Source organism: Afipia sp. GW821-FHT14H12 (assembly GCF_058803465.1).
In genome coordinates, this window is record NZ_JBXAOZ010000001.1 from 529134 (window position 1) to 550998 (window position 21865).

General features: G+C 53.9%; 32 protein-coding genes and 1 pseudogene. 23 read left to right on the plus strand and 10 right to left on the minus strand.

Features of this window, described 5'->3' with window-relative positions; translation table 11 throughout:
• Positions 1-9: 9 nt before the first annotated feature.
• The 3 genes from AC1RNA_RS02580 to AC1RNA_RS02590 all read left to right on the plus strand — a co-directional run bounded on the left by AC1RNA_RS02580 (position 10) and on the right by AC1RNA_RS02590 (position 2420).
• Positions 10-1173: a GNAT family N-acetyltransferase gene (locus tag AC1RNA_RS02580; protein ID WP_492950111.1), complete on the plus strand. Its 1164-nt coding sequence runs from the start codon at positions 10-12 to the stop codon at positions 1171-1173.
• Between the two features lie 765 nt (positions 1174-1938).
• Positions 1939-2211 carry a hypothetical protein gene (locus AC1RNA_RS02585; protein ID WP_492950112.1) on the plus strand — a complete coding sequence of 91 codons (273 nt, stop codon included), beginning with the start codon at positions 1939-1941 and terminating at the stop codon, positions 2209-2211.
• Positions 2208-2420: a hypothetical protein gene (locus tag AC1RNA_RS02590; protein WP_492950113.1), complete on the plus strand. Its 213-nt coding sequence runs from the start codon at positions 2208-2210 to the stop codon at positions 2418-2420. Before AC1RNA_RS02585 ends, AC1RNA_RS02590 begins: the two co-directional genes overlap by 4 nt.
• A 197-nt stretch (positions 2421-2617) precedes the next feature.
• Here AC1RNA_RS02590 and AC1RNA_RS02595 read toward each other — a convergent pair whose 3' ends face one another.
• Positions 2618-2809 (minus strand): hypothetical protein, encoded by a 192-nt coding sequence (locus AC1RNA_RS02595; protein ID WP_492950114.1) that lies wholly within the window; start codon positions 2807-2809, stop codon positions 2618-2620.
• A gap of 1211 nt (positions 2810-4020) precedes the next feature.
• On the opposite strand from AC1RNA_RS02595, the gene AC1RNA_RS02600 reads away from it, so the two are divergent.
• The 5 genes from AC1RNA_RS02600 to AC1RNA_RS02620 all read left to right on the plus strand — a co-directional run bounded on the left by AC1RNA_RS02600 (position 4021) and on the right by AC1RNA_RS02620 (position 6657).
• Entirely contained in the window at positions 4021-4230 is a 210-nt protein-coding gene (locus tag AC1RNA_RS02600) for a hypothetical protein (protein ID WP_492950115.1), read from the plus strand.
• 78 nt (positions 4231-4308) lie between these two features.
• Positions 4309-5022: a hypothetical protein gene (locus tag AC1RNA_RS02605; RefSeq protein ID WP_492950116.1), complete on the plus strand. Its 714-nt coding sequence runs from the start codon at positions 4309-4311 to the stop codon at positions 5020-5022.
• Positions 5023-5107: 85 nt separating this feature from the next.
• Positions 5108-5365: a hypothetical protein gene (locus AC1RNA_RS02610; RefSeq protein WP_492950117.1), complete on the plus strand. Its 258-nt coding sequence runs from the start codon at positions 5108-5110 to the stop codon at positions 5363-5365.
• 362 nt (positions 5366-5727) lie between these two features.
• Entirely contained in the window at positions 5728-6093 is a 366-nt protein-coding gene (locus AC1RNA_RS02615; protein WP_492950118.1) for a PRC-barrel domain-containing protein, read from the plus strand.
• Positions 6094-6159: 66 nt separating this feature from the next.
• Complete coding sequence (locus AC1RNA_RS02620; protein ID WP_492950119.1) at positions 6160-6657, plus strand: hypothetical protein; 498 nt, start codon at positions 6160-6162, stop codon at positions 6655-6657.
• A 16-nt stretch (positions 6658-6673) separates the two neighbouring features.
• Here AC1RNA_RS02620 and AC1RNA_RS02625 read toward each other — a convergent pair whose 3' ends face one another.
• Positions 6674-6961, minus strand: coding sequence for a hypothetical protein (locus tag AC1RNA_RS02625; RefSeq protein ID WP_492950120.1), 288 nt, complete (start codon positions 6959-6961; stop codon positions 6674-6676).
• A gap of 109 nt (positions 6962-7070) precedes the next feature.
• Here AC1RNA_RS02625 and AC1RNA_RS02630 point away from each other — a divergent pair, with 109 nt between their 5' ends.
• Positions 7071-7403: a low affinity iron permease family protein gene (locus AC1RNA_RS02630; protein ID WP_492950121.1), complete on the plus strand. Its 333-nt coding sequence runs from the start codon at positions 7071-7073 to the stop codon at positions 7401-7403.
• Positions 7404-7596: 193 nt separating this feature from the next.
• On the opposite strand, the gene AC1RNA_RS02635 is transcribed toward AC1RNA_RS02630, so the two are convergent.
• Complete coding sequence (locus AC1RNA_RS02635) at positions 7597-7839, minus strand: hypothetical protein (protein ID WP_492950122.1); 243 nt, start codon at positions 7837-7839, stop codon at positions 7597-7599.
• Between the two features lie 525 nt (positions 7840-8364).
• Positions 8365-8517 (minus strand): hypothetical protein, encoded by a 153-nt coding sequence (locus AC1RNA_RS02640; protein ID WP_492950123.1) that lies wholly within the window; start codon positions 8515-8517, stop codon positions 8365-8367.
• Positions 8518-9526: 1009 nt separating this feature from the next.
• Here AC1RNA_RS02640 and AC1RNA_RS02645 point away from each other — a divergent pair.
• From AC1RNA_RS02645 to AC1RNA_RS02655, 3 genes and pseudogenes are all read left to right on the plus strand, one after another.
• A complete protein-coding gene (locus AC1RNA_RS02645; protein WP_492950124.1) occupies positions 9527-9748 on the plus strand; it encodes a hypothetical protein in 222 nt (73 codons plus the stop codon).
• A 1059-nt stretch (positions 9749-10807) separates the two neighbouring features.
• Complete coding sequence (locus AC1RNA_RS02650; RefSeq protein ID WP_492950125.1) at positions 10808-11068, plus strand: GCG_CRPN prefix-to-repeats domain-containing protein; 261 nt, start codon at positions 10808-10810, stop codon at positions 11066-11068.
• Between the two features lie 115 nt (positions 11069-11183).
• Positions 11184-11426: pseudogene (locus AC1RNA_RS02655) on the plus strand (low affinity iron permease family protein); the annotation flags it as partial.
• A gap of 124 nt (positions 11427-11550) precedes the next feature.
• Here AC1RNA_RS02655 and AC1RNA_RS02660 read toward each other — a convergent pair.
• Complete coding sequence (locus tag AC1RNA_RS02660; protein WP_492950126.1) at positions 11551-11829, minus strand: hypothetical protein; 279 nt, start codon at positions 11827-11829, stop codon at positions 11551-11553.
• A gap of 379 nt (positions 11830-12208) precedes the next feature.
• Positions 12209-12463 carry a DUF2231 domain-containing protein gene (locus AC1RNA_RS02665; protein ID WP_492950127.1) on the minus strand — a complete coding sequence of 85 codons (255 nt, stop codon included), beginning with the start codon at positions 12461-12463 and terminating at the stop codon, positions 12209-12211.
• Between the two features lie 375 nt (positions 12464-12838).
• On the opposite strand from AC1RNA_RS02665, the gene AC1RNA_RS02670 reads away from it, so the two are divergent.
• Positions 12839-13048, plus strand: a complete 210-nt coding sequence (locus tag AC1RNA_RS02670; RefSeq protein ID WP_492950128.1) for a hypothetical protein — start codon at positions 12839-12841, stop codon at positions 13046-13048.
• 982 nt (positions 13049-14030) lie between these two features.
• Here the strand turns inward: AC1RNA_RS02670 and AC1RNA_RS02675 are convergent.
• Positions 14031-14366 (minus strand): hypothetical protein, encoded by a 336-nt coding sequence (locus AC1RNA_RS02675; protein ID WP_492950129.1) that lies wholly within the window; start codon positions 14364-14366, stop codon positions 14031-14033.
• 38 nt (positions 14367-14404) lie between these two features.
• Positions 14405-14767: an MltR family transcriptional regulator gene (locus AC1RNA_RS02680; protein WP_492950130.1), complete on the minus strand. Its 363-nt coding sequence runs from the start codon at positions 14765-14767 to the stop codon at positions 14405-14407.
• Between the two features lie 80 nt (positions 14768-14847).
• Between AC1RNA_RS02680 and AC1RNA_RS02685 the strand changes: the two genes are divergently transcribed.
• The 6 genes from AC1RNA_RS02685 to AC1RNA_RS02710 all read left to right on the plus strand — a co-directional run bounded on the left by AC1RNA_RS02685 (position 14848) and on the right by AC1RNA_RS02710 (position 17665).
• Entirely contained in the window at positions 14848-15360 is a 513-nt protein-coding gene (locus tag AC1RNA_RS02685) for a recombinase family protein (RefSeq protein WP_492950131.1), read from the plus strand.
• Positions 15361-15524: 164 nt separating this feature from the next.
• Entirely contained in the window at positions 15525-15740 is a 216-nt protein-coding gene (locus AC1RNA_RS02690; RefSeq protein WP_492950132.1) for a hypothetical protein, read from the plus strand.
• Between the two features lie 42 nt (positions 15741-15782).
• A complete protein-coding gene (locus AC1RNA_RS02695; protein ID WP_492950133.1) occupies positions 15783-16067 on the plus strand; it encodes a hypothetical protein in 285 nt (94 codons plus the stop codon).
• A 302-nt stretch (positions 16068-16369) separates the two neighbouring features.
• Positions 16370-16693 carry a hypothetical protein gene (locus AC1RNA_RS02700; RefSeq protein WP_492950134.1) on the plus strand — a complete coding sequence of 108 codons (324 nt, stop codon included), beginning with the start codon at positions 16370-16372 and terminating at the stop codon, positions 16691-16693.
• Positions 16694-16754: 61 nt separating this feature from the next.
• The gene (locus AC1RNA_RS02705; RefSeq protein ID WP_492950135.1) at positions 16755-16997 is read left to right on the plus strand and encodes a DUF6894 family protein; all 243 of its coding nucleotides are present in this window, start codon (positions 16755-16757) and stop codon (positions 16995-16997) included.
• A gap of 389 nt (positions 16998-17386) precedes the next feature.
• Positions 17387-17665: a hypothetical protein gene (locus AC1RNA_RS02710; protein ID WP_492950136.1), complete on the plus strand. Its 279-nt coding sequence runs from the start codon at positions 17387-17389 to the stop codon at positions 17663-17665.
• A 38-nt stretch (positions 17666-17703) separates the two neighbouring features.
• On the opposite strand, the gene AC1RNA_RS02715 is transcribed toward AC1RNA_RS02710, so the two are convergent.
• On the minus strand, positions 17704-18093 hold the full coding sequence (locus tag AC1RNA_RS02715) for a PRC-barrel domain-containing protein (RefSeq protein ID WP_492950137.1): 390 nt from the start codon (positions 18091-18093) through the stop codon (positions 17704-17706).
• Positions 18094-18337: 244 nt separating this feature from the next.
• Here AC1RNA_RS02715 and AC1RNA_RS02720 point away from each other — a divergent pair, with 244 nt between their 5' ends.
• The 4 genes from AC1RNA_RS02720 (at position 18338) to AC1RNA_RS02735 (ending at position 20461) form a co-directional block, all read left to right on the plus strand.
• Positions 18338-18628 (plus strand): hypothetical protein, encoded by a 291-nt coding sequence (locus AC1RNA_RS02720; RefSeq protein ID WP_492950138.1) that lies wholly within the window; start codon positions 18338-18340, stop codon positions 18626-18628.
• 170 nt (positions 18629-18798) lie between these two features.
• Complete coding sequence (locus tag AC1RNA_RS02725; protein ID WP_492950139.1) at positions 18799-18981, plus strand: DUF3606 domain-containing protein; 183 nt, start codon at positions 18799-18801, stop codon at positions 18979-18981.
• A 156-nt stretch (positions 18982-19137) separates the two neighbouring features.
• Positions 19138-19470 carry a low affinity iron permease family protein gene (locus tag AC1RNA_RS02730; protein ID WP_492950140.1) on the plus strand — a complete coding sequence of 111 codons (333 nt, stop codon included), beginning with the start codon at positions 19138-19140 and terminating at the stop codon, positions 19468-19470.
• Between the two features lie 493 nt (positions 19471-19963).
• Entirely contained in the window at positions 19964-20461 is a 498-nt protein-coding gene (locus tag AC1RNA_RS02735) for a YciE/YciF ferroxidase family protein (RefSeq protein WP_492950141.1), read from the plus strand.
• 1044 nt (positions 20462-21505) lie between these two features.
• Here the strand turns inward: AC1RNA_RS02735 and AC1RNA_RS02740 are convergent.
• Complete coding sequence (locus tag AC1RNA_RS02740) at positions 21506-21853, minus strand: hypothetical protein (protein WP_492950142.1); 348 nt, start codon at positions 21851-21853, stop codon at positions 21506-21508.
• Between the last annotated feature and the right edge of the window lie 12 nt (positions 21854-21865).

Sequence of the window (21865 nt, forward strand, 5' to 3'; positions counted from 1 at the left end):
CAGCGGCGCATGAAGCAGTATATTCCAGCTCCTGAGCTCCTCTCAGTCCGACCAATCGGCGCCGATGGACTACATACCTGTGAGGCGTGGCAAACCACCTTCGCGGACCAGCGCAAGGATCACCGCTACTACGAGATCGTTGCGGACACGATCCGCGATCGCCTCCAGTACGGGTGTTTCGCAATTCGCAATATGGCGGGTCACGTGCTGGCAGTGCAGCCTTATTTTCTGCTTGACCAAGATCTGTTGGAGGGTCTCAAGTTTGAGCGTTCGCCGCTCGTTGCGCGCATTCGTAGCTATTACCCGCATTTTCTGAAACTACGCACGCTGATGCTCGGCTGCACTGCAGGCGAAGGACATCTCGCGGCAAGTAGGCATCTTTCGTCCGCGGCCGTCGCCAGGGTATTGGCGCGGAGTATCGTTGCCCAAGCACATGTGTTGGGTGCACAAATGATTGTGCTTAAGGAGTTTCCACGCAGCAATCGCCGCGACCTCGCGTGTTTCGAGCGCGAAGGGTTTAGGCGTGCACCGAGCATGCCCATGACGACGCTTGACATCGACTACGATAGTTTCGATGACTACATGCAAAAGGCACTAAGCGGAAATGCACGCTGTCATCTGCGGAAGAAATTCCGCGCAACTGAAAATTCAGATCTCAAGATGACGGTGACCGATAATGCAGCAAGCTTTATCGATGAGCTCTATCCGCTATATCTGCAAACCTACGAACGCTCAAACTTTCATTTCGAGAAATTGACCAAGGACTACTTCCGCCGCGTCGGTTGCGAGATGAGTGACAAGACTCGGCTCTTTATTTGGTATCGCGGCAATACCATGATGGCATTCTCGCTATGCATGGTAGAGGGCGACGATATTTTTGGCGAATATATTGGCCTCGATTACAACTTCGCGATCGACCTCCATCTCTACCACTACATTTCACGCGACATAACCAGCTGGGCGATGATCCATGGTTATAAACGCTTCCGCAGCAGCGGGTTAAATTACGATCCCAAGCTCCATCTGGGGCATCGGCTCGATCCAATCGATCTTTATGTGCGGCACGTCTCGCCGCTTGCCAACTGGGTCATGGGACTAGTGCTGCCATGGATCGTCCCGGCTCGCTACGATACGGCGCTGCGGAAATTTCCCGACTATCGCCAACTGTGGTGAGCTTCGATCCCGCAGCATAGTTGCGTTAAGCTGCGCCAATCCAAGCGTAAAAGCATAAACGTTAGACGATGAATACCTCTTCTGAGTGACTGTCTCGTTTCAATGCACGGCAGTAACCTCAGGCGATGCGAAGAGAAGATGGGGCTGCCGAACTCATTCTCGGTGTAATTTTAGGCATCGGAGTTGGCCTAGGAGTTATTGTGTTGGTTGCCGCAATCCTGTTCGACGTCTTCCCAGTGTAGATCGATCAGTTCTTCGAGACTGCAAAATATAAGCGCAGCCTATGGAAGCGGTTCTGACGTATCTATCCACATTCGGGCTCGTCTCTCTATTGATCGGCTTTGGGAACCCAAGCTGTTACTTTGAGATCTAAACAACAAGTTCTTCCTGAAATGTTGTGGGATTGGAACGACACTCAAGTCAGCCCGACCGGGTGGGGGCACCCTTTAAACCCGGCCGAGCTCTAGCCGCACGCCTCGGAACACAGCGGCTTATTTCCAAGCCTCTTTTGCAAATCCACGTTCCTACCCCAAAAGAGGTATGAATGAAAACCACGTCGCTATCGCTATCACGTCAGGCTCGACGGCGTGATCCCGCTCGGGAGATCGCGAGAATACTGCGCGCCCTGTTCCCGCCGTGCACAATTCGGCGAGCGTTCTTTCTCTCTCTACGCCGCCAGTAAATGACAGCAAGCTCCGCACGTTCCCGGAACGAATCACGCTGGCTCTCATTGAATCCGCCGTTCTGGTTACGGAGTAGCGTAAAATGAGTTGGTCAGCGTCGTGGATAAAGACGTTTGTTTCTCCTCAGGGCAAACCTACCAAGACGCTGACCGACGCTCGCGATTATCTGCTCAAGCTCCCATCCCAACATGCTGAACATGATTTGCAGGCTGCGATTGAAGCGGTCCTGATGGCTGCTGAAGGCCGTAGTCCGATGCTGCATGCCATGGCTGGGATCGGCACCGTGCTCAACGGCAGAAAGGGCATCCATCTTCCGAAATCATCCAGCCGACCACGCTGGGAGCGATTGTCATGATCCAGGAAGCAGAAACAATTATTGCCACAGTACGGGCTGCTCAAAAGCTACTCGGAGAACGCCTTGATCCGGCAACGCCGGGCGCCGATCGAGAGACATTGAGCCGCGTTCTCGACTTGCTGGATGACGACCGCTTTAACGAAGCGGTCAAGGAGCTCGAACTGGAGGACAATCCAGTAAGAACCACTTGGATTCCGAAGAAGATGTGAACGACAAAAAAGCCAGCCACTCCGAACAGGGAGGGCGGCTAAGGCATGGGAGGTAACAGACTTACCGATCTGTCGGCGGAGAAGGCCTCACTGGCCGGGTTGCTGAGAGGGCGAGGCGCGCGCTGGTCATGAACGGGAGGAAGGCATAAAGCTTTCTAAACCGTCCCGCCCTTCACGCTGGGAGCGATCATCATGACTCAGGAAACGGAAACCGTTATCACCACAGTTAGGCTGCGCAGCGCCTGTTGGGAGAGCGTCGGGACCCAGTCACGCCCAGCACAGACCGGGACACGCTGACCCGCGCTCTTGATCTGCTCGACAACGACAAATTCAACCACCGTCATCGCCTCGGAGAAGGGCAAGGAATGATGCGGATCTTCTGAAACCATGCATTAACCGTGCTAGTTACTCTCCGACGAATGGCGGATGCGATCATTGACTCTGCACAGTATACAGGCTTTGGCGAAAACAACGGCTTCATTATGCGATGCTAAAGCCATGGGATTCTCTTAGCGACCACGAAAAGATTGAGTCGCTTCAGAACGCGCTCCACCGCCTCCGGGCCGAAGTCGCAGAAATCGGTGCTGATGCGCGAAGCGCTAAAGCCGTGGCCGAAGAGATGGGCAAAGCCATGATGGTGCTCGAAAAGAGATTGGCTCACAAAGAACAAGTTTGATCGAGTTTCACTGGTTTAGAATACAAAAATCCCGCCTCTCCGAGTAAGGAGGGCGGGTTAAGTCTTGGGGGAAACATAAACAATAACCCACATCGCGCGCGATAGCTTCATCAACCGGTCGGGAACCCGATCACCGCGACCATCAGTCCCACCATCGCAATCGCAATGCGGGCGTGACGCCAGTCGGGTATGTCAGAATCCGGCAATTCGATATGCGATAGGCCGCTTGCGATAGGGCTCGATCTGCCAAGCCTGCTCTTTCCTCGCCCACCTCGGCTGAAAACCGCCACGGCGCCGGCGACAGGGCCAGACGGCCTGCCCTCCAAGGTCGAGCCGGTCCTGCGAATGCCACGCCACACCAGTTCGGCGTCGACGTTCACCGCGTATTTGAAATGGCCTCAGAAAAGCTTCATCCTTCCACGGCGGTGCGAGTCGGCATCCCGAACGGCATGGCCGTCGTAGAGAGCCTAGCCCGAGCGAGACGGCGGAACTTCTTCGCGCTGACTGTTGGCTTTCCTATGCCCTCGCACGGCATCGAGACATTGCACTCTGGCGTGTAACGCTGGTACACGACATGACGCGGGCAGGCTTCAGCAATCGGCACCGCGCGGACAAGCGCAAGCATCGCGACAATCACGATTCTTATTTCAATACCTCTTTGTGGGTAGGAACGTGGATTTAAGGAGCGGCTTGAGTATCGCCGCTGTGAACCAAGCTCGGCGGCTAAAGCCCGGCTGGGTGGTTAAGCCTCAGCTTCTGCCCGGTCGGGCTGACTTATGGGTATTCGCTGACTGCTTCGAACGATATAATTACCGGTCGCTACCCTGAGCAGCGACTAGGGCCCGGCTGGACCATCGCACCAACTTTGATCCGGCCGGGCTGACTGGAACAAACTTTTCCGAACGGATTTAGAATTAGCCGTTTATGATTGATGCGGCAGGCCCGGCCGGTTTTGGCGGTTCGCAACGAGAGAGCTGGTCGGGCTACTTCCCTCAGATCGTGGTTTGGTCGAAGCGCCTTTCGATGCGCTCAAGGCGCCGGGTGATGTTGTCGAAGTTCAACCGCAGCAATTCGTTGTTCGACTTCATGTGGGCTATGAAATCACACTTGCGGATGCAATTGTCTCAGGTGTGAAACTCGACCTGCCGGACGTGTTCACCTCCATCCACTTCCTAGCGTGGAACGCGATTTTCGGAGGCCTGTTACGACACCATGGCCTCTGTTCATTCCAATATGGCGTTAATCAAGCGCCAACCCCGGACCTCGGCTTCGGGTCGCTGGGCCCGACGTGCAAGGCGCAAGTTTCTTTCCGTTTTTCCGAAGGGTTTTTACGACCCAGATTACTTAGAACTTGAGCGCGACTATAAATGGGCCGCTCATACCGAGTGGAACAAGAAATTATCCAAAAGCCGATTTGCAGCACTAATCAAAAAGGGCTCGTTTACTGAAATCGCTCAACAGGCGGTCCGGATCGAGTCTAAAACAAACCTACTCTTTTCTTTTGAAAAGATGGCTTTACGCGACGCTGTCAGAGATCTAGAAGGCGCAAAGCTATTCTCACAGTCCCTCTTTAAACTTCTCTACGGTCGCGGTGCCCTCAACTCTCGCTTCGACCAATGGATCACCGCTATCGGGCATTTGCCTCGTAGACAGACGCGGGTGCTCACCTGGCCTCTCGCGACAGTGTTCGGTTTTATCGCTCGGCCGGACGAGCATTTTTTCTTTAAGCCGACCGTTACTCGCGAAGCCGCTCGCCGGTATGGCGTTGAACTGCCTTATGCGTCGCGACCATCGTGGCCCATCTATCGATCCCTGCTCGATTTCGTAGACCAGGTTCGAGCTGACATTAGCGATCTTCGATCGCGCGACATGATCGATCTTCAATCGTTCCTATGGGTGCAGGGATCGGAAGAATACCCCGACTGAGCAAGTTCCTTCGTGCAATGTGAAAAATACAGGAACATTTGTCGTTCCATAGTTTTGTCCGACATTGGAAATTGAGGAGGATGCTATGAGAAAGATTCTATTCGTTGCTGCTGTTTCGACCATTGCTCTTAGCGCACCTGCTTTCGCTGAAGACGTGGGCGTAGGTGTAGGCGTCGGCCCCGTCGGAGCGGGAGTGACGGTCGGCACGGGACATGACCATTATCGCGATCATGACCGCACCACTGTTATTCATGAGCGCGAACCACGCGACAAAACCGTTGTGATTAAGAGGCATCGACCCGAGGTCCAAAGGAAGACCATTCTTCACGAGCACGATGACTAAGGAATTGGCCCCCTGTCGGGGGCCTTTTTCTCCTACCAAGCGCGGCCGATCTTCCGACTTCAAACCTTGCGGCTCCTCCGCCAAACGCGCAGGCGCTGAATGATGACCAAGATGGCAGACCGCTCCTGATCGTTCAGTCCGTTGATCGCTCCTTCACAAACACGACCAATCCCATTCCATGGGCTTATAAATCTGATTGCAGGGACGGGATTCGAACCAGCAGCAATCCGGTTATGACCGGAAGTCTTGGCAACCTTGCTTTAGTTCGTGCCGTACAGCCTTCCCACGATATTCTTCAGAAACTGCCGATTGGAACGTGCAGTGAGCCATGCTGTTGAGCCTCCACAAAACGGGAGGCCTTCATGGCAACTGAAACCAAAGAGACATCCGGACTTATCGGAAGCGACAAGGTCGAAGGGACAGCCGTCTACGGATCAGACGGAAACAAGATCGGCTCAATCGAGCGCATTATGGTTGGCAAGAGAGACGGTCGTGTTTCTTATGCCGTACTCAGCTTCGGCGGCTTTCTCGGCATGGGTGACGAACATTACCCGTTGCCTTGGAACCAGCTCAAGTACGACACTCGCTTGGGCGGTTATTTGGTCAACCTCACCGAAGACCAACTCAAAGGCGCGCCGAAGTACAGCGGCGATTCGTGGGACTGGGAAGATCGCAACCGGGCTCGCAAGGTCTCAGACTATTATGGGAGTCCTTGGATGGACTACTGAGAGCTGGCCCGGCGTAAAACGCCGGGCTTTATTTTCGAACGAATGCATCAGCGACCGAGGCCGCCAATGAATTCCGATCCTATCGGACTGCTGCGCACTGCACTCGCGATTAAAGCATCCAACATTCAACACGCCGGTCAGGCTTACGTTCGCGATCAGGCGTTTCGCGGTAAAAGCGCGATCTCTTCATATGTGGTTGGAGTCTGCTTTCTTCTCGGCGCCACGGTGTTCGCCATCATCGCCATTTTAATAGGCGCTGCAGCGCTATTCCGCTTCATCGAGGTGCGTTACGGGCTTTTCGAGGCATTCGGCGCGGCAGGGGGCGCCATGGTCGTCGTGGCCTTGATTTCGATGGCGATAGGCCTGTCGAAAATGAACCCAAAATCTGACCGAGTCGTTCCATTAGCTAGCCGCATCCGCGTCGCGGCGCATTCTCATCCAATAACGAAAGAGAATGTCAAAGACGCAGCCATTAGCCTAGTCGACGAAAATCATCGCTCATCTACACTTGGGTTGGCCTTAGCGGGTACGGTCTTGAGCTATCTTATTTTGCGTCGACGTTGAACCAAATCGCCCTGCTTTAGCTCTTCGTCTTTGGCGGGATTGGCACGGACTGAAACGAGACGTCACCTACGACGTGGGACGCTCCTTCCTCGGACATAACGCAACGATATTTTGTCGGATTCTCCCATTCCGCACCAAACGGATCGGCATCGGCGGCAAAGCGCCTAGCCTGCTCATCGCTTTCCGCAGCTATGATCGCCACGTAACGACCATTTGGATTCGTCGGTTCGAGCCGGAAGACCAGATTGGTTTCAGGGACTTTTATTGGCGGCGCATGGATTTCCGGGACCTGATCCTCGACCATGCCGAGGAAACGGGTCAGTCATCTCCACGTTCCGTGAAACCCTCGCTAACGGCTTGCATTATCAGAGTTGCCCTTCTCTACTTGGCGAGGTTCAAGAGAGGAGCGTCAAATGCTGGCCAAGACAGCCTCATCCATCTTAACTAACCTTGGAGCCCTCAGCGCGAAGCCCTTAGCTTTTCTGACGGTCATCGCCTATGGGAGCCTATGGCTCATCTTTCAACGAGAAACTCTCAACTGGCACGGCGTCGCAACCCTTGCCACCTGGATGATGACCCTCTTTATCCAAAGGTCCGAGCATCGCGACACCCAGGCCCTTCATGCCAAGATAGACGATTTATTACGGGCCAACCACGAAGCCAGAACAGACCTCACCAAAATCGACAAACGCGAGCCTGAAGAAATCGAAAAGTACCGAGACAGGCACAACGACCAAGAAGACTAGAACGCAGATCGTCACCTTTATCGCGTCTTTCAGTCGGCAAGCGCATCCAGGCAGGAGTCTTGCGCGATAGCCAAATGCGCGCGCGGACAACGTAGGCTACAATGCATCGAGTGTACCGGCCCGATCCGCTCATGGACAATCGCTCAACCGGTTGGATTCGCGGCGAGTTGCGACCTTCGACCGAAGCAGATCACTAGTCGGCTGACTTAAGGCGTCTCATCCTGAACTCTATCCGGTCTTGAGGCAGTTCTCGCCACCACTCCACCTCTGACATGTAGGCGGCCGCCGGCCAGCGATCGAGCCAGAGCCTAGCCCGTGCCCTCGCCTCTTCCCGTGGCAGCGTAAAGGTCTCCCGAACGTAGCCGTCATCGGCGGCCTTTGCTTTCCGGCGCTGCCTGATGCTGTCGGCTAGATCTTTGGGAGATTTGTAGGCCATCACAAATCACATTGGCTCCGCAACTGCCGGAACAAGCATTTGGCGTTCGGATTATATGCCGGGAGCAGACGTTAATGCCTATTTTTCGATATGTTGCGGTTGTCGGTTCGTGCCTTCTAGCACTGTTGTTTTTGACGGGCTCGTATCTGCAGCCACCCACTAACGAAGCCTCAGATTTTCAGATCGACAAATCGACGATACGCATCATCAGTCAGATCCGTACGCCGCCCCCAGTAATAATCGACGGTATAGAAAACGCCGGTTTCTGACTGTAAACGAAAGAAGCCCCGAGATTTCGAGGCTTCTTTGTCTTCTATTCCGTCAAGCTTTAGCGACTGGTCCCGCCAGATCCGCCACCGGCACTACCCCCAGTACCACCGCTACCGGTGCCAGCTCCGCTACCTCCGCCAGCGGCACCTGGGCCACCGCCGCCACGCCCGCCTCCGACGCTAGCGCCACCGAAACTCCGACCACCGGCCGAGCCGCCGCTAACGCCACTTCGCCCTCCACCATACGACCCACGGTTCACGCCGTTCCCGCGAACCGCACCACTCGAATTTCCTCCCCGAGAGGGAGAACCGTAATCGCCTCTGTCTCTGCCGCCTCGGCGATGCCCTCCCATTTGATGGTCGCCACCGCGGTGGTCCCAGTGCCTGCCACCACCATGACGCCAACCATGCCAGCCTGGGCCGCCGCCCCATCCGTAACCCCGACGAAACGCATAGCCGCACCAATAAAAGCCAGGACCGTGCCAGCCCTCATCGTACCAGCAGTAGCGTCTCCCTCCGTAAAAGAACTGAACCTGCTCGGTCACGGTCGGCAAAGCTGGAGCGGAACCGCTCGCAGGAACGGCCATCGCAGGAGCGGCGAAAAACGAAACGCAAAGCGACGTTGCGACAAGTAACTTTTTCATCGGAACCTCCTTACGAATTTAAACGGTAAGTCCGTTTCGAGAGGGATGTTCCGGGAGGTTCGCCGGGTTGCAGCTACGAAAAGAGGGCGCGGTGAGATGTCCCCCGCGCCCTCCTAGACTCGCTGAACCAGGCGGAAAGACCGCCATGCCTTGTCCTCTGAACTTAGCGGGCGGCCTCAGCGAGGTGACAGCGCTTCGAACTAGACACTGGACCACCTCCTTTCGTTGTTCGTGATTTTGCATTTAGGCACGGGAGCCGCCAAGTTCAACGAGCCGCTCGGGCTACCAAAGACACCGGTCTCGCGACGAGCGGGTTCTGGAACTGACAGATCGGCCGAAGCCAACCGGCGAGACAATCGAGCATTAGCGAGGCTTGGGACCAAACCGACGAGCCGAAGATTTGAGCCATAGGGCCGAAGTCGTTGGAGTGATTGACGGGCGCTGCGGAAGGTCAGGTCCGGTCCCCCATGCTACCGCAGGCGTTGCACCGTATTGGACGGTTGGAAGGGCTTCTCGGCGAAAACTAAAGCCGGGCTAGCTGATAAAAACCAACCCGGCGAAAATGCTAAAATAGGTCTTCGCTTCAATAAAACGATCTTGTCTCGACGCTTCTCAATGGCAGCAGAACGAAAAAAGCCCCCCGAACTTGGAGGGCGGGCTAAATCTTGGAGGAGACAGGCTACCGGTCTATCTACCCGCAGTAGTATTCACAGCAGAACCGGAACTCGCGGCGAGCTTGATACTTGAGAATCGCTTAACCTAAGGAGTTTCGAAATGAAAAAGTTTCTTATTGCCGCTGCCGTTTTGTCGATTACAGCAGGGTCAGCATTTGCTCAGGCTGGTACGGCCAAGGGCACCAGCAACGACTCCAACCCACCCGCATCGGCGTCGTCCAACGACATGTCAAAGAATCCTGACACGATGTCGAAGGGCACAATGACGAAGCATTCATCGAAAAAGAAGATGAAGAAAAAGAAGCATCATTCGAACATGTAACAACATAGACGCCGCAAAGTGCTAAAATCTCCGTGGCCTTGGAGGGGAAACGCTCCGAGGAAAAAAGGAGAGCCATCAGGCGCGCCCATACTTAGGCCGAACAGTTTCTGACGTTCGGTCGATGGCAATAGCATTGGCATTTCAATTCGAGCAAGCCGACTTTCTGGGAAACTTAACCCCGAAAACGCGGCGTTTGGTCAAGAACGGATCGAGCCCACTTCCCCATGGAGTCCCCGACAGTTGGAGGAGGATTAAGCAGGAAGACTTCAAGGAGACCTATCATCGAGTCGGTGTTGATGGCGACGTAAGGGCGCGGCAGTGAACAATGACACCAGCGAGCCTGGCGCCTATTGCCTACCCGGATCAGCGGCCTGTAAGGCAAACTACAATTTGGGACTTCGCTTACGAGTTTGCTTCTCGCCGCCATCGCCATCCCAATAATCTTGGTCGTGGTCGCCATTGTAGGCGCCGTGAAATGAAAAAGCCCGCCGCTCCGAGCATGGAGAGACGGCGGGGCTATTGAGCGAGTTCTTATCTGCTACCGCGTGATCCGCTCGGCCTCGACCCACCTGAGATTGATCCAGAGCCCGACGACGAGTCCATGCTGCTGGACCCCACGTCAGTCGTTCCGCTGGGATGACCGGGGGCATAACCAGAGGCTCCCGGAGAGTTCGACTTCGATCCCTTCTTCTGCATTTCATGTCCCGGAGCGTAGGCGAAAGCATCGGACGATCCCTTTACGCTTCCGTTGTTCTGCATTCATGGCCGGGTGTGGTTGTTTGGGCGAATGAAGCGCCGACAGGAACAGTAACGCCGTTGCGGCTACGCAAATTGCCTTTTTCATGGTGCAAATTCTCCGAATGGTTTATCGACCGACGGCAGCACAGCTGCGAAACGCGCGTTCCGCTCAGAACAATCGTTATAAAGAGCCCGCCTATTCCTCGCTTTCGAATTATTAACTCGCCGTAATGGACTGGGCGGAAATCGGGCTGGTTTCTTCAGACAACGTTCAGTCGCGAAGTAATGAAATGAAGTCCTCAAGTGAAGGAGGATCAGCTCATGAAGTTACTTGCAGCAACCGCACTCGCCATCGGTTTGGGCGCAGCTTCGGCTCAGGCGATGCCAGTTTCATCGTTAGGCGATAGTATTGCGCCCGCAGTTCAAACCGTTGGCTGGCGTTGCGGGCCCGGTTGGCACATAAATCCTTGGGGACGTTGCGTGCCTAGCCGTCGATTCTACGGAGGCCCACGGTTTTATGGCGGCTACGGATGGGGTCATCGCGGCTGGCATCATCGTCATTGGCACCGTCGCCATTGGTGACCAATAAAGAAAGCCCGCTTCGGCGGGCTTTTTTAATAGTCCGACCCGAGACTCATTCATAAGCGCTCGTCTGCGAAGAAGCTTTTCTGATGGGGATTAGGTCGCTGTTTCACCAGGCTACAGCGACACCTGGCAGTTGGTGGTCAACACAGGAACGACCATCGTCACATTTCTCATGGTGTTTCTTATTCAGAACACGCAGAACCGCGACACGATGGCTTTGCAGGTCAAGTTGTCAGAGTTGATCATCGTATTGAAAGACGCAAACAACCAGCTCGCCGATACAGAGAATGCGAGCGACGAGGAGCTGAAAGAGGCGCACGAGGAGATTAAGGAACGAGTTTCCCAACCTGACTAGAGCGTGCCCTCACTACGGCCTTCTTCATCAATTGCCACTAGGTCTGCGACGATGGTCGACCATATAATGAAGGTCATCGTGAACTTAATAGATAGCGACGCATTCCTTGGTGGCTGGCGGGCAATCACGGAGAATCTAAATGGCAAATGAGCAACGTGGCGGAAACTTCGCAAATGATCCCCAGCGCGCTTCGGAAGCAGGCAAGAAGGGTGGCGAACATAGCCATGGCGGTCAGCAGCAGCAGGGTGGCGGTTCTCAGGGGCAACAGGGCGGCAACCCAGGAAATTTTGCCAATGATCGCGAAAAGGCGAGCGAGGCCGGCCGGAAGGGCGGGCAAAGCTAATTCAGCTACCGCATAGAACAGTCTGAAGCTCGGGATCACCGTGGTCCCGACTTTTTTCAAGAACGAGGGCTTAGAGACGAAGGCCCGACCTACTTACTGCAACTAAATTATCATGCGCGCATTATCCGGCGCTTGTGCCGGGTGCCAACCGGCCACAACGGAGACGATGGACGCGGCCATTTTGCCGGTTTCTGGCTGCGACAACAACGCATTGGTACGCGCTGACATCTGACCTGTTCTCGGTGCAAGCACTCGATCAACCAATTCTAACGAGGCGTGCGCGCGATGGGGCGGAAGCTTAGAAACAAGCTACTGCACAAACGCGTTTCGCGAAGCGGCAGAGTTTAGCTTTGGCAAAAGCGGAGCGTGGAGGCTGGCTTGGACCAGCAGTTCTTCGGCTCTCCAGAGTACAATTAGAAACTTTGTCGTCATTACTCGTCTAAGCTGCAGGACGCATCGTGTCGTCCTTGTAAGTCATCGCGGGTTCAGAGCTCGTCTGACCTGGCGCGTCTAAGACAGCTACGTGATGACGATAGACCATTTCCCAGCCCTTCCATCCCGTAAACAACAGAATGCCGACGACCACGATCGACAAGATCCAGCCCCACGATTTGATTGCGATGTCAGGACCTTGTTCGTACCGAAGAAGAAAGTTGACGAGCGCAATAGCGACTGCGGTTAGATTGCCAAACATATGCAGGAAGCTTTCAGGAGATCATGAGGCGGTGTTGATGGCGGCGGAAAGGCGCAGCAATGAACAATGACACCAGCGAGCCGGACGCTAATGGACTGCCCGGACCAGCGGCCTGTAAAGGCAAACTCCAATTTGGGACTCCGCTTCCGAGTTTGCTTCTCGCCGCCATCGCTATCCCAATAATCTTGGTCGTGGTTGCTATTGCAGTCACCATGAAATGAAAAAGCCACCTTCTCCGAGCAGGGAGACCGGCGAAATCTCTAAGCCCAATCGGGGCGCTATGGTCGATCTCGCTAGCAGAAGGAACACGCTTTCTTCCGCCGACTTCTTCGAGTCGCAAGCCTCTATTTTCATGTCGCCATTAGGAGATCGAAGATGGCAAGCGCAGCAGATAATAATCCAAAACATCACACCCAAAAGATGCAAAAAGCCCTCGGTGAGATTAAACAGCATCTGCGTGAAGATATAAAGAAAGTCGACGAGCCACAGTTGAAGGCGATATTTGAGACATCCGCCGAGGTGATCGGCGGCTTAGAAAAAGCGTTCAAAGACTACGAGCAAAAGAACGAAAGCGCTTGGCGCTAATCACGGCTCGTGGCGGCGATCTTGCAGGGCAATCTGCACATCGATCCTTTCCAAGGTATATTTGGATAACAACAAGCGTCGGCTCCGCTCCCTACCACAGCACTGACGTGGGTGGCCTCAGATGGCGGCTGTTCATTGACATCGGGCTCTTCCCTCTAAACCGAAAGAAAATAATCACCCAGTGGTGGGAAGTTCCGGGAACAGGCCACGGCCCGGCCTATTAATAACCTGCTCAGAAGTAGAGTTTGGTGAAGGCGTTTTTCCTGCTGAAACTTTCGAAGGCCCAGCCACAGAGGGGAGGAAGGTGCAAGCGGCCATTGATGCTGTAATTAATGGGCAGGCGTGCTTCACGCATAGCTGGCATTTTTGTCCTCAATAGCCGCTGACAGAACGCCGTCGCGCTACCCATAGAAAGAGAACGAAAGTAAAACTGGTGGAGTGAACGAACTTGCCAACCAGCTTGCCAGAAAAACCTAACGTTCGAATAGGTAATCAAGGGCGGCTCGGCATTGCCGCCGTCACCCTATTGTTCATCACAACAATTATTTTTGCTTGGGTCTTCACATAACCCGCCTTGGGAGCCTCTCGGCGGTGTTGAAGCACATTCAAATCCCATCAACGTAGTCCCAAGCATCATAAATCGAAAATTTTGAACTGCCAGTGTGAAAGCCTGGTCGCGGTTCCTCCTCATCAATCGAAATGAGGGCTAGCACGCAGATAGCGACCAATCCTCCAGCAGCCATCGATATCAGGACCATCGTCAGACGCCTCTGGGAGTGAAGGTGCAGTCCTCCACGCACCGCAAGCCTTGCACCGTATTGGACGGCTGGAAGGGCTTCGCGGCAAAAACTAAAAGCCGGGCTGGCTGACCAAATTGGTCAGCCACGCCGGGGGAATGCTGCGCTAATGCAGTCGTAAAACATAAACGCTAGTTTACGTTTTAAATTGATGTATCCAGCTGCCCCCTTTTACCGGGCGGGCATTATCCGCGTTCTTTACTCAGCGCGATTTGCATTGCAGCGATCTCACCTTGCCTCTCAATGGGGGCATTCAACCTGACAATTTCAAGTTTGCCGTGCCATCGGTTTTGAACTTCTAGTAAGAAACGCTGCCTCTCGCCTGAAGCAACTCGAAGCTCCTTCATAATTTCTAGCAATTGTTCTTTGCAAGTCGTGATTTGTTCATCCAGTGGGCCAACCACGCCCGATATTATGTGGCGACCGACCACGAATGCGCGGTGGCCCGCTTTTCGATTTTGGTTCGTCGCTGATCGAAGCTCCAATAGAAGCAGCCCAAATACGCTTTGAACCTTTGCCATTTGTGTCTCTGGAAACTCATCATCCAGGCCGCTAAAGCTCAATGCAGTAATGTAAGACGAAATTTTTGATCGCTAAAGGATACGATTTCCCATCTGTGCGCAAATTCATTTCGGATTTTTCGGAGCAGCTCCAGGTCTTCTGATTGCCTAGCAGTTATCAAACCTAATGAAACGGCCATCTTTATTCGAGCTGAGAATGTACCAAGTGGGGCATTGAAGCCCTCCAACAATTGTCCCTTCGGCTTTCCTGCTATTAAAGATGATCCGATTAGGTCTCCCAAAGCTTCCTCCGCGAAGGCAGCGAAAGCCAGTATCGCTCCTCGTTCATCAAGCTGGCCGATCGTTTTGTTTAAGCGATTGAGGCTTTCGAAAACTGCATCGTTGGTGCTGGTGGCCTGCATTACCAATCCGTTCGGCGATCATGCTAGAAAGTTCGAGTGACGCCGTTGACCTATATTCTAAGCAAGCCGACGGCGGGTCAATGAATCGCTTTATTGCCTACTATCGCGTATCGACGGAGCGACAGGGCAAATCTGGGCTCGGCCTTGCGGCGCAACGATCAAAGGTTACCCATCACGCTTGTCAGCACGGTCCGATCATCGCCGAATTCTACGACATCCAATCTGGCCGGGACGACGACCGCACCGAACTTCAAAAGGCACTCGCCCTAGCCAAACGCGAAAACGCCAAACTGATCATTGCTCGTCTCGATCGCTTCCCTCGACGTGTCAGCTTCACCGCTCAGATCATGGAGCAAGGCATCGGCTTAGTCTGCGCTAAAATGCCAAATGCGTCAGATTTTCAGCTGCATATCTTTGCGGCATTGGCTCAGGAAGAACGGCGATTGATTTCCGAGCGAACGAAAGCTGCTTTGGCGGAGGCGAAACGTCGCGGAGTTGTCCTTGGGACGAATGGAAAGAATCTAGCCGCGAAGAATCGCAAGGCCGCTAACGAATTTGCGTCTCAGCTTATGGCGAACCTGATGCGGATTTAATGCTGCGACCTTAGAGTCAGATATTGTTCGCGTCGGTCACCATGAACGTATCGGCGTTCGGCCTTTCCAGCTTCCACGGCGGTGGGAAACGGCGTTTCGAACCACTTGACTCCAAGAGAACAGAATAGGAACATGGTACGTAAGAGGTCAACACGGACATTATCATGTCGGCACAACCGGAGCCTGATCTACAGGCGGAATCGGATCGATTAGACGCGATCTGCGATCAGGCGATTGCGGCTTGCGGCGGCGACCTTCGCAGCGCAATACGCGCGCTAATCTTGGCAAACGAATATCTGGAATGGGAAATGGAGCAGAGCGTTTCGCGCGGATTTTTGCGCGGAGTGAAACATGGGCGCTTCAACTGCTATTCGGGTTAAATTATATCCTCCGAGATGACTGGTTAAGGTGAGAGGATAGAAATGCAAGATATTCGGCTCTTTATCGACAAACTCCACGCCGACGCTCAAGCCTGCGAAACCATTGGTCAAACGGCGCCGAATGAAGGGAAGCGTAAGATCTTCGCTGCGCTTGCCGACACATATCGGAAGCTGGCCAACGAAATGGAGCGGATCGCTGCCGCTCACGCCGTCCTGGATGAGGAGCGCGAGAAGAACCTTCTTGGAGTGCTTGGCGGCAATACGAGCACCGCTGATAGTCTTGCGGAGATAGCAAAAGTGCTGAGTTCGGCAGCGCCAAAGTCATAGCCACCATCGGAACTAGCCGACTATCTCATCGTTATCGGCAATCTATCGTACCTGCGAGGATTGCTGTGAAGAACGGAAGCTGGACTGAAGACGATTTGCGCACCTTGCGTCTGTATGCTGAGCAAGGACGGTCCGTTTATCGAATAGCAGCGGCACTGAATCGAACTGCCTCTGGGGTTCGGTCGATGGCTCAGCGGCATGGCATTTCCATTCGCAGCGGTCAGGAGGTGAGCCGAGCATTTAGAGCAACGAACGCTGAAACGAGCAATTCGTCCTCACCCCGGTAAACCAAGCAGGTAACCGTGAGCACCATTGACCTACGTGAGGAGCGAGTTTTCTGGCGAGAAAACTATCATGCGCGGACTTTCGACTTTGCGTCGCGTCTAAACTTTATGCGGTTCGATGACTGCGTTTTTGTTGATTGTGTTCTACTCCTGGATGATGGCACGGAGCAGTTAGCCTTCACGGACTGCACTTTCAAAGACTGCAACATTGATCGGATAGATGAGGATGCTGTCCGAGGTATCCGCTCCGAAAATAATACGTTTGATAAACCCATTGCGTTGCGCAAAGCAGATTTCGACAAGAGGCTCGCCGAGGCGCTGCAAAATCAAACACGTAAGTAAGATCTATGGAACTTTGGCAATGATCAGGCATTTTTTGTCTCCATAATTATGGAGATGAAAGTTGCCGCGATATTTTTTTAACATTCAGCACGGCTCTGAACATCATTTCGACGAGCACGGCGAAGAACTCTCGGATAAGCATGCTGCCTGGGCCGAAGCAACGAAAGTTGCGGGACAAACGATCAAGGACATCGATGGGAAGTTGCGCCCCGGCCAGGATTGGCGGCTGGAAGTCAGAGACGAATTTGGTGGACCGCTGTGGGAAATCCGCGTGGCTGCACAAGATAAACGGAATCAAGCATAAGAAAAGCGACGCGCCGACCCGCTCCGAAGATCGCGGCGGCATTATTAGCGAGATCGCAACAAACCCGACCAAGCGGGAAGCATTTCAGAAGCTAGCCGACGAATATCGCAAGATGGCGCCGGGAGCTTGAACGCTTGTTATCAACGATGCCGTTTCAGACGGATCTGAATAGAAAGCCCGCTAGCAATCATGAAAACAAAAGCCGAGGAATATCGGGAAAGGGCGACGGACTGCGATGAGCTTACTTCTCAGCAGACAGAACGGCCGAAGCGAAAGCGTTATGAGCGAAGGGCAGAGGCGTGGCGCGCACTAGCGGAAGAGTAGGACTGGCTAGACGGGAACCAATTGCATGAGGAGAAGTAGACCGATGCAACGACTCCATGGCGCCCATGAAAACCTATGAACGAGTGATCGCGCTCGGCATGTTCGAAGCCCTGAACAAAGCCCATCTCGTTCCCGGCGATGCTCATCTGTCAAAAGCGAGTGCGTTGGCGCTTCCCGAGCACGGCATGTCAGGCGATCTCTTTAGGGAGAACACTTTTATCGCGATCAGAAATCTTAGAATAGCGATAGACGAATGCGAGAACGAAGAGCGATTGGAAGCGCTTTATTCCGCTGCGCTAGCAAGGGCCTGCCTCTGGGCCGAAGCGCGCTCTGAAGCCGAATAGAGAATCCCGCTCAGACGGGATTCTCTGGGACGTGCGGCTTATTTTTTATCGACCGACCATGACGTCGTTTCCTTGTTGTACTTAAACCCTGTAGCTTTCTTCAGAGAATCCTTGCTCTCGTTCAGCGTAAGCCACCACTTATTATCCTTCTTCGTTCCCTTAACCGCTGAAAACGGAACGGCTACATCCTTTTCGCCAACGCCGAGAAAGCCGCCGACGCCGATGACGAGTGCGGTGATTCGACCGTCCTTGTCGATCAGAACATCGTCAATCTCACCGATCTTGTTTTCCTTAGGATCGTAAACAGCCTGCTTATAGTAGTTAGTCACAGTAGCCGTGCTCGGCGGAAGCGTCGAAAGCGCTTCTGCCGCGAAAGCGGTCGCCGATAAAACCGTGGCGATCACGGTCAAACAAGCAAGGGTCTTCATGGGTATCTCCTGAATTATGGACCCCCTGAACTGACCAGCGACGAGCAAGTTCCTCGCCCTCGCTACTGCTCTCCTAGGCGTTAGAGGAACGATCTTTTACTTAAGGTCTTTTCTGCGAGCCATCGCCCGCCGTTTACAAAGGGGCCTGTCGCGATAGCCAAAGGCCCTCTGGCCCGCTATCCAAAACTAGCGCTCGCGCGGATAGCCAAAGGCGATAGCTTCCTTCTGAATGGCGTCACGCCGCATGCATCTCGTAGAAGTGTTCGTACCCAAACCGGCAGATTCTGGAGAACGCCTCTCCTCGCTCCAAAATATGCTCTTGCAGCAATTCGGAGGAGTGACCGCCTATTCGCGCGCTCCAGCAAAGGGTGTTGAAGTTCAGGATGGAAAGCAGGTTGAAGACGAGATTGTCATTCTGGAAGTGATGACGGATTCCTTGGACCGTGCATGGTGGTCATCGCTCCGCGGACAACTTGAACGCGATTTTATGCAGCGCGAAATTTTAATCCGAGCCTCGGAAGTGCAGCAGCTATAAGCGAACGGCTCGCTGGGCTCTCCGGCCTCAAATAGATAATCAAGCACCCTCCGCTCGATGGCGGGTTCAGCCGCTTTCGGCTTTCCGCTACATCGCGCCATGAACACGCCGCGGAACTAGCGTCCCTCTACCTCCTTGTTTGTATCCAAACAAAAGCAAGGCGGAGCGACATGGCCGACGATCTGTCAAAGAAGGGTCCTCAGGACCGCAGCCACATCAACATGCATGAAGATCACGAGGTGAAGTACTGGACCCACCACCTTGGGGTGAGCCGAGATGAACTCAAGCGAGCCATCGACAAGGTCGGGACCTCCGTAGCTACGGTGCGAAAAGAGCTTGGGAAAGAGGATTAATCGGACGACCTCAACCTAAGCTTCGGAAGCGTTAGGAGCGCTCCAGGACATTTCGGAACGAAAAGTTCCATGCGTCGTTTTCTCCATATGAGAGGTATTCTTCCGAACCCAACGAGGACGTCAGAGCACAGCTCTGGATCAAGCTGGTTCTCCCGTATGGCTAACGCCACCGCGACTTGGACGGGACGCCCTATCGCGTTTTTGACCGCGGTTCTGATCGTTCTCATCTGGGGAATTACGGGGCCTATCTTTCACTACAGCGATACGTGGCAGTTGGTGATTAACACCGGAACGACGATCGTCACATTCCTCATGGTGTTTCTCATTCAGAACACGCAGAACCGTGACACCATGGCTCTTCAGGTGAAGCTTTCCGAACTAATCATCGCGCTGAAAGACGCGAATAATCGGGTCGCAGACATCGAAGATGCGAGCGACGAGGAGTTGGAAAGAGCACATGAACAGGTGAAGGAACGCGTTTGCAATTAACCAGGTGATGCAGCTGCTTAAGCTGTACGCAACTGGAATTGCCTAACTGGATCGCTCTAATGCACTTTGCCCATCTTAGCGACGGTCGGGCTCTACCGGGTCTGGCTTGCTGACCGTTAGATCGTGACTGGTCTACTAAAGGAGAAATCACATGCCAATTTTGCTCTGGCTGCTGGGAATCCCCTTCCACTAATTTTGCTCACCATCTTGGCATTGTAGGCTGCTCAGATGAGGAGCCTTTCTTGTCGCACAGGCTAGGGCGCGCCTATGGAGTTTCCATCATTAACCTAAGTTAAGTCTCGGCTCGATGGATGAAACCATATCATTATGAAAACATTAGTGAACGCTCGCGCCGGGTGACAACCGGCCACAATGGGGACGATGGACGCGGTCATTTTGCCGGTTTCTGATCGCGACACCAACGCATCGGTACGCGCTGACATCTGACCTGTTCTCGACGCGAGCGCACACCCCGAATTAGAGGCTGGCACACATGTCGAAGACTAAAACTCTCAAGGATCTATTCCACGATACGCTTAAGGATATCTACTTCGCTGAGAAGAAAATTATGAGCGCATTGCCGAAGATGGCGAAGGCAGCTCAAAGCGATGACTTGAGAGCAGCTTTCGAAACGCATCTCGAAGAAACCGAAGGTCAGGTAGAGCGCCTTGAAGCGGTCTTCGAGGAGCTTGGTGAGACGGCGCGCGGCAAAACCTGCGATGCGATTATGGGTATCTTGGACGAAGGCAAAGAGATCATGTCGGAATACAAAGGCGCACCTGCCCTTGATGCCGGCCTTCTCGCTGCGGCCCAGGCCGTCGAGCATTATGAAATCTCGCGCTACGGGACGCTCATCACTTGGGCAGACGAGCTCGGTTTAAAGAAAGCCAGCCAGCTTCTAAAAGAGACGTTGGCCGAAGAAAAGAAAACCGACCAGACGCTCACCGGAATTGCGAAGTCAGTCGTGAACGCGGAAGCCGAGGCCGCATAACTCCGATGGCTCGGCGGCAAAGCCGGGCCATTTTCGCAGGGATCAGACAATGCCGCCCACAATTAGACTTGTCGGATATGATCTCTACAAACTTCCAAAGAAAATGCGACGAAAGCTCGGAAAGAAACTCCCGACAAAGCGTGTCTCTAGAAAGAGGCAGAATTTGTCTCTGATGAAAGCGGGTAACAAGGCCGCAGAACAAAGCAGCAAATAGGAAACCCCGTCGGCAGACTGATTAAATTTTGCAGGAAATCGCTACGAATTTACAATGGTATCGGACAAGATCGCAATCACCCGCTCGCGGTGTGACCGCTCTTTTGGCGAGCTGTATCGCCGGATACGGGCGGGCTTTGAAAAAACAGTGTCCGCACTGCCTGCACATCATCATATTTTCTGCAGAAAACGAAGATCCGAGTATTAAACGGGCGCTAAGATTGGCTCGGGCCCGACGAACTCAAGAACGAGAGGATGGAAACAAAGAAGCGGGACGAGCAAAATAGAATCCGAGCCGCGATCCGCGAAGTCAGGTCAGCGCGCGAGGTTATCGGCGGCCGAGTTTACGTTCGGGATCAATTTGACGAGGGTTAGCAACCCACTGGAAAGCGAACTCGGAAGTTAGGTCCAGCGCCGTAATCTGCGAATCCGGCTCTCAGCTTCTCTCACCTGCTCGGCCGTCGACACTTCACGGATCAATCTCGATATCCGCCAACTCTCCAAGTCGCCGTCGCGGATGGCCTCCTGTCGCAATCGATACGCCATATCCTTCAGGCGACGTTTAACCAACGCAGGGTCGTACATCTGTCCCATCGGGAGCCTCCATGGTTGCCGGGACTAATCCCCGTCTCGTGGCAGATTTCCATGACGGCAAGTTTCGTAGTTAACGTCGCGAAAACAGCATTATGAAGATGCGATATAGATAACCCCGCCGGAGCGGGGTTTTAATGTTCACTTTCGGTCCCGGGAGTTGTTGTCTTTGGTGCCTTCCCGTCTTCCACTCGATCTCGTTGCGAGATCACGAGGTTAATCAATCTCAAAGGCCGCTGGTTAGCGCCGTCGCGCAAATATCACTCCCGCGACGAATGCAGCGCCCAGCATGACAAACGGCGCCGTCCGGGTGAGCTCAACGATTACATCCCGCCAGCTCGCATGGCGGTCGCTAACGCTGCTGACGGGACTTGGCAGTGTTGCCGGCGCGCGCTCAGTTCTGTCCACTGAGGCGTATCCACGTTCTTCCAGTATCTTCATTCCTTTTGGTGTCAGCTCGTACAGGTCGCCGTCCTTTAGGACATAACCCTCTACGACGAGAGAGGTGACCTTTCCCTTTTCGTCATTGTCAAAGGCGATTGACGAGCCAATGGCGCGCAAAAGGGCAACTTGCTCTTCGTCCAACATTCGCATTCTCCT